Consider the following 13,372-nt stretch of genomic DNA (forward strand, 5'->3'; position numbering starts at 1 on the left):
TACCCTGAGATCGGAGCTCCGGCGACGCAGGGTGGGGTCCCACGTCCCCGTATGATCGAGGAGAACCGAGAGGCGTTTCGACGTCCGAGAGATTGGCACTTCAATTCAATCGCTGTTGTTCTGGGAGGAACCTGTAGATGAGAGTCGATCTGTATGAAAAACTGATGCGCGCCGGCGCCAGCCGCCGCGATCTGTTGAAAGGCGCGGCCAGCATGGCCGCGATCGCCGCCGCCTCCGGCGCCGGGCTCGGCGCGCTGACGAGGCCGGCCGCGGCCGATGACGACCTGCGCAAGAAAATCCTGCAGATCCCGGGCGTCGGCAAAGGCCAGCCTACCGATGCCGACTTCCAGAAAGTCGGCGAGCTCTGCCTCGAAGCGACCAAGGCCAATGTCAAGGAAGGCGAGTTCGCCGGTGTCGAGCTCACCTTCATGGGCCTCAACAACCAGAACCTGCACAATGTGCTGTTTCGCGGCTTCCTGAAGCCATGGGAGGCCTATACGGGCGCCAAGATCAGTTGGATCGACCTCGCCCAGGCCGACTACAACGCCCGCCTGCAGCAGTCGATCGCCACCGGCACCGTCGACTTCGACATCATCGAGATGGGCGCGCCCTTCGAAGGCGATGTCTGCGGCAAGGGCCTCACCTCCGAGATGCCCGACTGGGTCAAGAAGCAGATCGACTTCGACGACCTCGTCAACTACCTGAAGCCGCCGGTCGGCACCTGGGACGGCAAGCAGTATCGCGTGACCATCGACGGCGACGCGCACAATTTCAACTACCGCACCGACGTCTTCGCCGATGCCGATCTCGCCAAGGCCTGGAAGGAAAGCGGCGCCACGACCGAGTGGGGTGTGCCGAAGACGTGGCAGGAAGTGCAGGCCGTGACCAAGTTCCTGAAGGGCAAGAAATTCAAGGGCCAGGACGTCTATGGCTACCTCGACGCGCCCAAGCCCTGGGGCGGTTTCGGCTTCTATTTCCTCGGCAGCCGCGCCACGGCCTACGCCAAGCATCCCGACGACAAGGCCTGGCTGTTCGATGCCGACACCATGAAGCCGCGCATCAACAATCCGGCCTGGGTGCGCGCCATCCAGGACGTGATCGACGCCCTGCCGTCCGAGCCCGCCGACCAGATCAACGCCGATCCCAACACCACGGCCTTCCAGCAGTTCCTGGCCGGCACCGGCTCGATGATCCCCTGGTGGGGCGATGTCGGCTCCAACGTGAAGACCAATGACTCATCGGTCATCGGCGACGTCACCGGCTTCTCGATCCTGCCGGGCTCCGACGACGTCTACAACTCCAAGACCGGCAAGTGGGACAAGCTCGCCAGCGGCCCGAACTATGCGCCGAACTGCGCCTATCTCGGCTGGGGCGTCTATGTCATGGCCCGCGTCGACAAGGACGAAAAGAAGAAGAAGGCGGCATGGTCGGCCGCCGCGCATCTCGGCGGCAAGGACCTGTCGATCTGGACGGCGATGTACCCGTCGGGCTTCCAGCCCTACCGCAACTCCCATTTCAACATCCCGGAGTGGGTGGCGGCCGGTTACGACGAGGCCTTCATCACCTCCTATCTCAAGTCGGAAGGCGATTCCTACAACCATCCGAACGCGGCGATCGAGCCGCGCATCCCCGGCATCTTCCAGTACTACTCCGCCGCCGAGGACATCCTGGCCAACACCTTCGCCGGCAAGATGAAGGCGCAGGAAGGCGCCGACGCCATCGCCGCGGCCTGGGAAAAGCTGACCGACCAGATCGGCCGCGAAAACCAGATCAAGCTCTACAAAGCCTCGCTCGGCATGTAGGCTGGCTTATGAGACGTCGCGGCCCGGTGGCACATCGACATCGGGCCGCATCTTTACCGGCTCGGCCGGTTTGATGCGCTAGAGCAATTCCAGGAAAAGTGTGAGCGGTTCTCCGCCCGGAATTGCGAAAAAACAAAGAGATAGAGCGGTTCGCCGGTTTCCGTGAAACAGTGAAGCGCTCTAGAAGGCGAGAGGCGTGGCTCAGCAGATTTCGACCGCGAATGCGTGGCCGGCAAATCCGGCCGACCTGATCCCGGCAGGCCGCAAACGCCTCGGCTGGGGCCTGCTGGCCCTCGCGACGCTTGGCCTGCTGGCGATCATCGTCGTGCAGGTGCTCTACAAGACCGAGATTTCCACAGTCGGTTTCGACACCTGGCGACCGGTGATCTACGCTTACATCTTGTGGGGCGCAGCGCTGGGCGCCTGGCAGGTGCTGACGCGTGGCGAGGACGGGCAGCGCGCGCTGTTCCTTTTGCCGGCGCTGCTCTTCACCATTGCCATGGTGATCTTCCCGACGCTGTTCGGCTTCTACATCGCGCTGACCGACTGGAACCTCAGCTCGTTTACCGGACGCAGGTTCAACGGCCTCGACAATTTCTGGCAGATGCTGGCCGACCCCTATTACCGCAACGCGCTGTTCAACATGGTGCTCTATGTGCTTGCGGTGCTGGTCGAATATGTCATCGCCTTCGGCCTGGCGCTGCTGCTCAACGCGCAGATCCGCGCCCGCAAATTCTTCCGCGTCGTCTTCCTGCTGCCGCTAATGCTGTCGCCGGTCGCGGTGTCCTGGATGGTCGGCAAATCGCTGATGGAGTACCGGTTCGGACCGGCGGCGACGCTGGCGCGTCATCTCGGCTGGGACAATCCCGCCTTCTTCTCCGATCCGATCACCGCCCGCATCTCGATCATGATGCTCGACGCCTGGACCTTCATCCCGTTCATGATGATCATGCTGCTTGCCGGCCTGCAGGCGATGTCGCGCGAGGTGCTGGAAGCCGCCCGCGTCGACGGCGCAACCGCATGGCAGACCTTCTGGCAGGTCACCTTCCCGCTGATGCTGCCTGTGTCGGTGACGGCGGTGATCCTGCGCATCATCTTCAAGCTGAAGCTCGCCGACATCATCATCACCTTGACCTCCGGCGGCCCCGGCGGCGCCACCGATTCCGTGTCGAGCTTCATCTATCGCGAATATCGTGACCGCTCGAATGTCGGCTACGGCACCATGCTGGCCATGGCCTATCTCATCATCATCGTCGTGTTCGTGACCTGGCTCCTGAAATTCGCCAGTCGCTTCGTGCGCAACGTCAACTGAGCGGCCGTCATGAGCGTCCAGACCACCGACTACACCGTTTCCGAAATCCGCTCGCCGGCAGCCTTCATCGCCAGCCGCGTCTTCATCTACGGCGCGCTTATCTTCTGGGCTTTCGTCTGTCTGTTCCCGATTTACTGGACGATCACCACCTCGTTCAAATCGGCGGTCGACGTCACGCAAGGGCATCTCATTCCCTTCGTCGACTTCCAGCCGGACTGGAAAGGCTGGCGCTCGCTCGGCCTGTCGCCGGATTCGATCTTCCAGACATCGACCGTGCGCGACGAATTTCTGAAACGGTTCATGAATTCCGTCATCACCTCTGTCGGGGCATCGGGCCTCGCCATCATCATCGGCAGCCTCGCCGCTTATGGCCTCACCCGCTATCGCTACAAATTCGCCTGGTTCAAGAACGAGGACATCTCTTTCTTCTTCCTGTCGCAGTTGATCCTGCCGCCCGTCGTGCTGGCGCTCCCCTTTCTGGTGCTCTACCGCGAAGTCGCCCTCCTCGATACGCGCATCGGGCTTGTGCTCCTCTACACGCTGATGGTGCTGCCGATCGTCATCTGGATCATGCGCGACCAGTTCAACTCTATTCCCGTCGAATTGGAGGAGGCCGCTTTGGTCGACGGACTGTCGATCTGGGGCGCCTTCTTCCGCATCGTCATGCCGATCGCGCTGCCCGGCATGGTCGCCGCTTTCATCCTCGCGATGGTGCTGTGCTGGAACGAGTATTTCTTCGCCGCCCTGCTGACGTCGACGGACGCCAAGACAATCCCCGTCATGGTGGCGAGCCAGACCGGCTCGCAAGGCATCAACTGGTGGTCGATGGCAGCCCTCGCGACGGCAGCGATCGCGCCGCTGGCCATCATCGGCATCGCGCTCGAGCGCTATCTGATCATGGGCATGACGGCCGGCTCGGTGAAATAGGCGCCTTCTCCTTCCCCCCTTGTGGGAGAAGGGAGAGCTAGGCCTGCAGGATCGACCTCAAATGGTCGAGGATCATGGCGACGCCGATCTTGCCGAGACCCGCGGAGGCTTCCGCGGCGCCTTTAGTGTACCAGCCGGTGTTGTCGGCGAAATGCTTCTCGTCCACTGCCTCCGGGCATAGGGCCAGCATCAGCGATGTCTCGCCGATGCCGGCATGGTCGAACGGGTATTTGCCGTTCATCGCGGCCGGCATCAGCGGATGCACCTGCACCCAGTTGAAGACATTCTCGCCCTGGGCGTGGCCGGCATAGTAGTCGGCCATCGCGTTCGAGCCCCACCAGCCCTCGCCGCGCTCTTTTTCGAGGAAGCGGAAGATCGCCTGCCGGCCGGCGGTCTTGAAGGCGAGATCGGTCGGCATGCCGGCCGCGAAATTCTCGGTCTGATGATGGATGATGGCGTGGATGTTGCGGAAGCCGATGCGCAGCAGGCCGTAGAACAATTCCTCCGCGAAAGGCGAAAGCGCCGGACCGCCGACCTGCACCGAGCCGCTGCCTTCCGGCGCCGCCACCGCATAGCTTGCTGCGCCGTAATAGAACGGCGGCAGGATGACGATGTCCCTCTCCTTCTCGATCAGTTCCAGCGTCTTGATCACCGCCAGCGTGTCCATGCCGACGGCCATGTGCTCGCCGTGGTATTCGAGCACGCCGAGCGGCAGAACGACCGGCCAGTTCTCCTCGATCACCTTGCGGATCTGGTGCGGCAGCATCAGCTCGTAGCGCATCCCTTACTCCATATTGGTGTGCCTGGCGCGCATCGCTTCCGGCGTCGCCCCGGTCAGCGCCTTGAGCTTGAGCACCATGATTTCGAACAAAAGGAACAATGCGCCTTCGAACAGCGAGCCCATCGGCAGCACCGAGCTTCGAGCTGCACCCTGGTCGCTGGCCATCGTCTGCGCCGGGATGAGCAGGGTGAAGTCGGCAAGCTTCCCGGCGCTGCCTTCCGGTTCTGCGGTCAAGAGCAGCACCTTTGCCCCAGCCGCACGGGCAACCCGCATCAAGGTCAGCACCGTGGTGGTCTCGCCCGGCCCTGAACTCGCCAGGAAGACATCGCCCTGCCCCAATGGCGGCGTGGTCATGTCGCCGACGACCGAGACCGGCAGGCCGAGATGATAGAGCCGCATGGCGAAGCCCTTGACCTGCAGCGCCTCGCGGCCGCAGCCATGGACGGCGATCCTGCAGGCGTCGGCAAGCATTGCGCAGGCGGCGTCGATTTGGGCTTCATCCGTGCGCGCCAACACCGCGCCAAGCTCATTCAGCGCGGTCGCGAACATGCCTGATCCGGCTTTGGTCATGATGGCTCACCTTGCCTGCGGAGGTATCGCTTGGCTTTGTGGATTTGCGGTGTGCTGCCGCGAAAGGCTTGTTTTTGTTCATGCTACCACCGCGAAAATCGCTGTCCAACGAGCCCCGGCACTTTTGCTGGGCCACGAGCGTGATAGTGTCATGTCAGACAAATCGCTCCAGGACATCGTCAGACATGAAGACACGGCACTTCGACCGCATCGGCAATGGCGGCATCACCTTCACCGAACTTGGCTTCGGCACGGCGCCGCTCGGCAATCTCTACCGCGCCATCTCCGACGAGGACGCCAACGCCACCTTGCAGGCGGCATGGGCGACCGGATGCCGCTACTATGATACGGCCCCGCTCTACGGCCTTGGCCTGTCTGAAACCCGCCTCAACCCATTCCTACGCGGCAGGAAGCGCGACGACTATGTCTTGTCGAGCAAGGTCGGCCGCATCATGCGCGTCTCCGCGCCGGACCAGCGCACCGGCATCGGCAAGTTTTTCGACACGCCGTCGCGCCGGGAGGTCTACGACTACAGCTATGACGGCGTCATGCGTTCCTTCGAGGCCTCGCTGGAGCGTCTGGGCGTCGACCGTATCGACATCCTCTACGTCCACGACGTCGACATCTTTACCCATGGCAGCAAGGAAGCTTCGGATGCCCGTATCGAGGAGTTCATGTCTTCCGGCTATTACCGGCTGCTTTCGCTGCGCGACCAGGGCGTCATCAAGGCCTTCGGCGGCGGCATCAACGAGTGGCAGGTCGCTCAAACCCTCGCCGAACGCGGCGATTTCGACCTGTTCCTGCTTGCCGGCCGCTACACGCTGCTCGAACAGGACGCGCTTGCCAGTTTTCTGCCGCTTTGCCAGAAGCGCGGCATTGGCATCGTGCTGGGCGGGCCCTACAATTCCGGCGTGCTTGCGACCGGACCGAAGCCCGGAGCATTCTACAATTACAGCGAGGCGCCGAAGGAGATTCTGGATCGCGTGGCGCGTATCGAAGCCGTCTGCAAGCGCCACAACGTGCGCCTGATCGAGGCGGCTCTGCAGTTCCCGCTGCAGCATCCTTCGGTGATGTCGGTGATCCCCGGCGGTCAGCAGCCGGCCGAGGTCGAAAGCAACCGGGCGCTGCTCGACACCAAAATACCTGCGGCGCTGTGGGTGGATTTGAAACAGGAAGGCCTGATGCGCGCCGACGCGCCGACGGCCTGAGCCGCTGCGAACAGCCGTAAAAAAGAAAAGCCGGGCAAGCCCGGCTTTTCTGCTCTTAAAAGAAAAGGTCTTAGTTGACCGCGTCCTTGAGGCCCTTGCCGGCCGAGAACTTCGGCACGGTGCGCGCCGGAATCTTCACTTCCGCGCCGGTCTGCGGGTTGCGGCCGGTCGAAGCAGCGCGTTTTGACACGGTGAAATTTCCGAAGCCGACAAGCCGGACATCGCCGCCCTTCTTCAGTTCGCCGGTAATCACGGAGAACACCGCATCGACGGCGGACTGCGCATCAGCCTTCGAAATGCTTGCGGAGTCGGCGACGGCGGACACCAGTTCGTTCTTGTTCATAAAAATTCCCTTCCATGAGAAAACCGGAACTTACGACTCATCCGGCAGGAAACGGACTTTAGAAAGAAGCGTTCCGGAACCCAAGCCGAAAACCGCGGAATTCCGGGCTTTTTTCCACTTTTTCGTCGCTTTTTCACATGAAAAAGCCGGGCTCAAGGCCCGGCTCTCTCTTTGTGCGCTGCAATGTTAGCAAGTACTAATGAGCAAGCGACTTTCCGGCATCGTCGCCGCTGTCGACCGGAGCCGGTGCATTGACCGGCTCGACCCACTCGATCGGCTCCGGCATCCTGGTCAGCGCGTGCGCGAGCACCTCGCCGACCCGCGAGACCGGGACGATCTCCATGCCGTTCTTCACATTGTCCGGAATGTCCGCCAGATCCTTGACGTTCTCTTCCGGGATCAGGACCTTCTTGATACCGCCGCGCAATGCCGCGAGCAGCTTCTCCTTCAGGCCGCCGATCGGCAGGATGCGGCCGCGCAGCGTGATCTCGCCGGTCATCGCCACATCGGCCCGCACCGGGATACCCGTCAGCACCGACACGATGGCCGTGGCCATCGCGGCGCCGGCGGACGGGCCGTCCTTCGGAGTCGCGCCTTCCGGCAAGTGCACGTGGATGTCGCGCTTGTCGAACAGCGGCGGCTCGATGCCGAAATCGATAGCGCGGGAGCGGACATAGGATGCCGCCGCCGAGATCGATTCCTTCATCACGTCGCGCAGATTGCCGGTCACCGTCATGCGGCCCTTGCCGGGCATCATGACGCCTTCGACCGTCAGCAGCTCGCCGCCGACTTCCGTCCAGGCAAGACCCGTGACCACGCCGACCTGATCGTCGGCCTCGACCTGGCCGAAGCGGAAGCGCGGCACGCCGAGATAATCGGCGAGGTTGTCCGCCGTGATCTTCACCGTCTTCTTCTTCGTCCGCAGGATCTCGGTCACCGCCTTGCGGCCGAGCTTCATCAGCTCGCGCTCCAGGCTGCGCACGCCGGCTTCCCGCGTGTAGGTCTGGATGATGCCGCGGATCGCGTCCTCGCCGACCGAGAATTCGTTCGGCTGCAGGGCATGGTCGCGGATCACCTTGGGCATCAGGTGACGCTTGGCGATTTCGATCTTCTCGTCCTCGGTGTAGCCGGCGATACGGATGATCTCCATGCGGTCCATCAGGGGCGCAGGGATGTTCAGTGTGTTCGCCGTCGTCACGAACATCACGCTCGACAGGTCGTATTCGACCTCGAGGTAATGATCCATGAACGTCGAGTTCTGCTCGGGATCGAGCACCTCGAGCAGAGCCGAAGACGGATCGCCGCGGAAGTCCTGGCCCATCTTGTCGATCTCGTCGAGCAGGAAGAGCGGGTTGGACTTCTTGGCTTTCTTCATCGACTGGATGACCTTGCCGGGCATCGAGCCGATATAGGTCCGCCTGTGGCCACGGATCTCGGCCTCGTCACGCACGCCGCCGAGCGCCATGCGGATGAACTCGCGGCCGGTGGCCTTGGCGATCGACTTGCCGAGCGAGGTCTTGCCGACGCCGGGCGGGCCGACGAGGCACAGGATCGGCCCCTTCAGCTTCTTCTGCCGGCTCTGCACGGCCAGATACTCGACGATGCGCTCCTTAACCTTGTCGAGGCCGAAATGGTCCGTGTCGAGGACGTTCTGGGCGAAGGCGAGGTCCTGCTTGACCTTGGAGTTCTTGCCCCACGGGATCGACAGCAGCCAGTCGAGATAGTTGCGCACGACCGTCGATTCAGCCGACATCGGCGACATCGAGCGCAGCTTCTTCAATTCGGCTTCCGCCTTCTCGCGGGCCTCCTTGGAGAGCTTGGTCTTCTTGATGCGCGCCTCGATCTCGGCGGCCTCGTCGCGGCCGTCCTCGCCCTCGCCGAGCTCCTTCTGGATCGCCTTCATCTGCTCGTTGAGGTAGTACTCGCGCTGCGTCTTCTCCATCTGGCGCTTGACGCGCGAACGGATGCGCTTTTCCACCTGGAGCACGGAGATTTCGGCTTCCATGAAGCCCATCGCCTTCTCCAGACGCTCCTTGACGGAAAGCGTGGCGAGCATCTCCTGCTTCTCGGGGATCTTGATGGCGAGATGCGAGGCAACCGTATCGGCGAGCTTGGAATAGTCGTCGATCTGGCTGGCGGCGCCCACCACTTCGGGCGAGATCTTCTTGTTCAGCTTGACGTAATTCTCGAAGTCGGTGACGACCGAGCGGGCAAGCGCCTCGATCTCGACCTCTTCCTCTTCCGGTTCGGCGAGCGCGGTAGCGCGGGCTTCGTGGAAATCGGCGCGGTCGGTGAACGAGACGATCTTGGCGCGCGAGGCGCCCTCGACCAGAACCTTCACGGTGCCGTCGGGCAGCTTCAAGAGCTGCAGCACATTGGCGAGCGTGCCGATGTCGAAAATCGCATCGGGCTCAGGATCGTCGTCGGCTGCATTCATCTGGGTGGCGAGCAGGATCTGCTTTTCCTGACCCATCACCTCTTCCAGCGCCTTGATCGACTTTTCACGGCCCACGAAGAGCGGAACGATCATATGCGGGAACACGACGATATCGCGCAGTGGGAGGACTGCGAAAACGCCGTCGCCGGAAGCCTTGGATATCTTGGCCATTGTCCAACCTTTCATATCGCGGCTGCTTATTTTAGCCAACCGCGAATCTCATATTAACGACCGAGTGTCGTTCCGCCTACCACCGTTTGTGACGGGAGTTTTACAGCACAGAATTCGGCGCCTCGGCCTTCTGCTGTTAGGTGGATGCAGCCGGGGCAAAGATCAAGGGTTAACACGGTCGCTCGACCCGTTCCATTGCGTGCCTTCCCGCCTTTCACAGCAAAACGGCGCCACGCGGGCGCCGTTCCATGAAAATTATGGGGTCAAACGCCATTTCAGGCGCTGACATTGCCCTTCTTTTCCTTCTGCTCGGAATAGATGTAGAGCGGCCGGGCGTTGCCGGACACCACCTCTTCCGAGATCACCACTTCGCGCACGCCTTCCAGCGCCGGGAGTTCGAACATCGTGTCGAGCAGGATCGCTTCCATGATGGAGCGCAGGCCGCGGGCACCGGTCTTGCGCTCGATGGCGCGCTTGGCGATCGCCGACAGCGCGTTCTCGTGGAAGGTCAGATCGACATTCTCCATCTCGAACAGCCGCTGATACTGCTTGACCAGCGCGTTCTTCGGCTCGGTCAGGATCTGGATCAGCGCCGGCTCGTCGAGGTCTTCCAGCGTCGCCAGGACCGGCAGACGACCGACGAATTCCGGGATCAGGCCGAATTTCAGCAGATCCTCGGGCTCGACCTGGCGGAACAGATCGCCGGTGCGGCGATCCTCGGGCGAGGCCACCGTCGCGCCAAAACCGATCGAGGTCTTGCGGCCGCGGTCCGAGATGATCTTGTCGAGACCCGCGAAGGCTCCGCCGCAGATGAACAGGATGTTGGCGGTATCGACCTGCAGGAATTCCTGCTGCGGATGCTTGCGGCCACCCTGCGGCGGCACCGAGGCCACCGTGCCTTCCATGATCTTCAAGAGCGCCTGCTGCACGCCCTCGCCCGACACGTCGCGGGTGATCGAGGGATTGTCCGATTTGCGCGAGATCTTGTCGATCTCGTCGATATAGACGATGCCGCGCTGCGCCCGCTCGACATTGTAGTCGGCCGACTGCAACAGCTTCAGGATGATGTTCTCGACGTCCTCGCCGACGTAGCCGGCCTCGGTCAGCGTCGTGGCGTCGGCCATGGTGAACGGCACGTCGATGATGCGGGCGAGCGTCTGCGCCAACAGCGTCTTGCCGCAGCCGGTCGGGCCGATCAGCAGGATGTTCGACTTGGCCAGTTCGACGTCGTTGCTCTTGCCGGCATGCGCCAGGCGCTTGTAGTGGTTGTGAACCGCCACCGACAGCACGCGCTTGGCGTAAGGCTGGCCGATGACGTAGTCGTCGAGGACCTTGAGGATTTCCTGCGGTGTCGGCACGCCTTCGCGCGACTTCACCATCGAGGTCTTGTTCTCCTCGCGGATGATGTCCATGCACAGTTCGACGCACTCGTCGCAGATGAAGACCGTCGGCCCGGCGATCAGCTTGCGGACTTCGTGCTGGCTCTTGCCGCAAAACGAGCAGTAAAGCGTGTTCTTTGAATCACCGCCACCGTTGCCGACCTTGCTCATTTTTCTGTCCTTTCACCAACGCCCGCCGGTGGTCTGGCTTTGAGTGACGTCTCACCAATCTATCGCGGGAATCCGCCACCGCCAGTGTCCCGGCTCACACAGCGCATTCCGTACGAAACACAAATCACAAAACGCGGCAATGATTCGCAGCAACCCCACGCAAAGCTAAGCCGTCGAAAATCAACATAGCCTTAACGTAGGCAATCCCGACGCCTGAGGGAACAGCCAAATGTGGCCGAAATGCCGCAAGACGCGCCAAAACCGCGTTATGCTGCCATTTGCCGTCGATGCTCAGGCGGAAGCCGTGGCAGTCTCGACGGCTTCGCGGCTGGAAATGACCTTGTCGATCAGACCGAAGTCCTTGGCCTCGTCCGCGGTCATGAAATGGTCGCGGTCGAGCGTCTTCTCGATCTCGTCATAGCTCTTGCCGGTGTGCTTGACATAGACCTCGTTCAAGCGGCGCTTCAGCTTGATGATGTCCTGCGCATGACGTTCGATGTCCGAAGCCTGGCCCTGGAAGCCGCCGGACGGCTGATGGACCATGATCCGGGCGTTCGGCGTGGCAAAACGCATGTCCTTGTGGCCGGCGGTCAGGAGGAGCGAACCCATCGACGCGGCCTGGCCGATGCAGAGCGTCGACACCGCCGGCTTGATGAACTGCATGGTGTCGTAGATCGCCATGCCCGAGGTGACGACGCCGCCCGGCGAGTTGATATAGAGGTTTATTTCCTTCTTGGGGTTTTCCGCCTCGAGGAACAAAAGCTGTGCACAAACCAGCGTCGCCATCCCGTCCTCGACCGGACCGGTGATGAAGATGATGCGTTCCTTCAAGAGGCGCGAGAAAATGTCATAGGCACGCTCGCCGCGATTGGTCTGCTCGACCACCATCGGAACGAGGTTCATGTAGGTTTCAACGGGGTTCTTCATGGACTACCCTTGTTGGAGATGGATTCCGGCGCCTCGGTATATCGGCAATCGCGCGGAATCGTTCTGGATCGGTTACGACCTAAATAGGATGCAGGCTCACCCTAGCGCAAGGCCGCCTCTCCTAGCCATCTGGTTAAGTCGAGTAAAGCGCGGCAAGCCCGCAAAGCACGGGCGGCTTGCCCCGAGAGGTGAGCCCGGTCCAGCTTTGCGACCGAAGCCATTCGCAAGGTAGCAATTCCTTAACCGCGCCGCTTAACGAAAAGCCTTGAAATCGCTGTCCGCCCCCGGAGCTTCCGCTACAGTCCTGCGTTGTGAAGGCGTCCTTTTTCAACGGGGGAATGTCATGATCCGCAAAAGCTCCGCATCGCTGGCGGCAGTCGCGATGCTTGCCACCGCCTCTGAAACCGCCGCCGGCGACCGCGCGCTTGAATGCTATGAGCCGATCCACAGGCCGGCGCTCTACGACACCGTTTACGAGGATGTGGTGGTGAGCCCTGGCGGACAGATGGTCGATTACGACGCGCCGATCTACGGCACCTACCAAAGCGTGGACCAGATCGCGCCGGCGCGCGTCACCTATGAGACCGTCCCGGCGGTGACACGCACGGTCTACCACACGGTCAAGGTCGACGATGGCGGTTATGCCTGGGTGTGGCGCGTCATCCACGGCCGCAAGGTGCTGTGCAAGGTATGGCGCAAGGCCCGCTATGCGCGCGTCGCCGAAACGGTCGTGGTCCAGCCGGAGCGCGTCCGGCGCGTCGTTCAGCCGGCGGAATATGAAGCGGTTGCCCACGAAGTGCTGGTGCGGCCGCAACAAGTCCGCATCCGGGAAATCCCGCCTTCATACGGGACGGTGGCGCGCCGGGTGGTGGTGCGGGAAGGTTCTACCAGCTGGCGGCGGGTGCATATCCCTCGGCACTGCCAGGATTAGAGCAATTCCAGGAAAAGTGCTTCTCCAGGAAAAGTGCTTCGCGGTTTTCCGTTCAGAAATGCGTCAAACAAAGCCCTAGACGGAATTTCACTTGTGGGCTGCAACCGGCCGGGCGGTGTTCCGCGCCTCGGCCAGAGCTGTTGCTGGCTTAGGCCAGGTCGATGTCGAGAATGGCCATCGAGAAATTGTAGTCGCCGTCGTCCTCGTCCTTGAAGACGATGCCGAGGAACTCGTCGCCGACATAAACCTCGGCCGAGTCTTCCTTGCGCGGACGCGCCTTGACCTGCAGCTTGGGGTTCTGGAAGACGCGCTTGAAATAGGCGTCCAGCTTTCTGATTTCGTCAGGCTTCAAAAGTCTTCTCCGAAATGTCGGCCTTGTGCGTTGGAAGGCGCTTCTGACACGCCAACAATGG

12 protein-coding genes are annotated in these 13,372 nt (G+C 61.9%); 5 read left to right on the forward strand and 7 right to left on the reverse strand.

Going from position 1 to position 13,372, the window contains the following annotated elements; genetic code table 11:
- Positions 1-137 precede the first annotated feature (137 nt).
- The 3 genes from FJW10_RS01565 (at position 138) to FJW10_RS01575 (ending at position 4,041) form a co-directional block, all read left to right on the forward strand.
- The gene (locus tag FJW10_RS01565; RefSeq protein WP_140897873.1) at positions 138-1,802 is read left to right on the forward strand and encodes a sugar ABC transporter substrate-binding protein; all 1,665 of its coding nucleotides are present in this window, start codon (positions 138-140) and stop codon (positions 1,800-1,802) included.
- A 196-nt stretch (positions 1,803-1,998) separates the two neighbouring features.
- Positions 1,999-3,114, forward strand: a complete 1,116-nt coding sequence (locus FJW10_RS01570; RefSeq protein WP_140830459.1) for a sugar ABC transporter permease — start codon at positions 1,999-2,001, stop codon at positions 3,112-3,114.
- A 9-nt stretch (positions 3,115-3,123) separates the two neighbouring features.
- Positions 3,124-4,041: a carbohydrate ABC transporter permease gene (locus FJW10_RS01575; protein ID WP_140646117.1), complete on the forward strand. Its 918-nt coding sequence runs from the start codon at positions 3,124-3,126 to the stop codon at positions 4,039-4,041.
- A 37-nt stretch (positions 4,042-4,078) separates the two neighbouring features.
- Here the strand turns inward: FJW10_RS01575 and FJW10_RS01580 are convergent, their stop codons facing one another.
- Both FJW10_RS01580 and hxlB read right to left on the reverse strand, forming a co-directional pair.
- Complete coding sequence (locus FJW10_RS01580) at positions 4,079-4,822, reverse strand: creatininase family protein (RefSeq protein ID WP_140897875.1); 744 nt, start codon at positions 4,820-4,822, stop codon at positions 4,079-4,081.
- Positions 4,823-4,825: 3 nt separating this feature from the next.
- Entirely contained in the window at positions 4,826-5,392 is a 567-nt protein-coding gene (gene hxlB, locus FJW10_RS01585) for a 6-phospho-3-hexuloisomerase (protein ID WP_140897877.1), read from the reverse strand.
- Between the two features lie 185 nt (positions 5,393-5,577).
- Here hxlB and FJW10_RS01590 point away from each other — a divergent pair, with 185 nt between their 5' ends.
- The gene (locus FJW10_RS01590; RefSeq protein WP_140897879.1) at positions 5,578-6,600 is read left to right on the forward strand and encodes an aldo/keto reductase; all 1,023 of its coding nucleotides are present in this window, start codon (positions 5,578-5,580) and stop codon (positions 6,598-6,600) included.
- A gap of 70 nt (positions 6,601-6,670) precedes the next feature.
- Here FJW10_RS01590 and hupB read toward each other — a convergent pair whose 3' ends face one another.
- From hupB to clpP, 4 genes are all read right to left on the reverse strand, one after another.
- Complete coding sequence (gene hupB, locus FJW10_RS01595; protein ID WP_027166452.1) at positions 6,671-6,943, reverse strand: DNA-binding protein HupB; 273 nt, start codon at positions 6,941-6,943, stop codon at positions 6,671-6,673.
- 196 nt (positions 6,944-7,139) lie between these two features.
- Positions 7,140-9,551 carry an endopeptidase La gene (lon, locus tag FJW10_RS01600; RefSeq protein ID WP_140646121.1) on the reverse strand — a complete coding sequence of 804 codons (2,412 nt, stop codon included), beginning with the start codon at positions 9,549-9,551 and terminating at the stop codon, positions 7,140-7,142.
- Between the two features lie 275 nt (positions 9,552-9,826).
- Positions 9,827-11,101, reverse strand: coding sequence for an ATP-dependent Clp protease ATP-binding subunit ClpX (clpX, locus tag FJW10_RS01605; protein WP_140830469.1), 1,275 nt, complete (start codon positions 11,099-11,101; stop codon positions 9,827-9,829).
- Between the two features lie 291 nt (positions 11,102-11,392).
- Positions 11,393-12,028, reverse strand: a complete 636-nt coding sequence (gene clpP, locus FJW10_RS01610) for an ATP-dependent Clp endopeptidase proteolytic subunit ClpP (protein ID WP_140646123.1) — start codon at positions 12,026-12,028, stop codon at positions 11,393-11,395.
- A 343-nt stretch (positions 12,029-12,371) separates the two neighbouring features.
- Between clpP and FJW10_RS01615 the strand changes: the two genes are divergently transcribed.
- Positions 12,372-12,959, forward strand: coding sequence for a hypothetical protein (locus FJW10_RS01615; protein WP_140897881.1), 588 nt, complete (start codon positions 12,372-12,374; stop codon positions 12,957-12,959).
- A gap of 148 nt (positions 12,960-13,107) precedes the next feature.
- On the opposite strand, the gene FJW10_RS01620 is transcribed toward FJW10_RS01615, so the two are convergent.
- A complete protein-coding gene (locus tag FJW10_RS01620) occupies positions 13,108-13,311 on the reverse strand; it encodes a DUF3126 family protein (RefSeq protein ID WP_027166457.1) in 204 nt (67 codons plus the stop codon).
- Positions 13,312-13,372 lie beyond the last annotated feature (61 nt).

This window comes from Mesorhizobium sp. B4-1-1 (genome assembly GCF_006439375.1).
Lineage (GTDB): Bacteria > Pseudomonadota > Alphaproteobacteria > Rhizobiales > Rhizobiaceae > Mesorhizobium.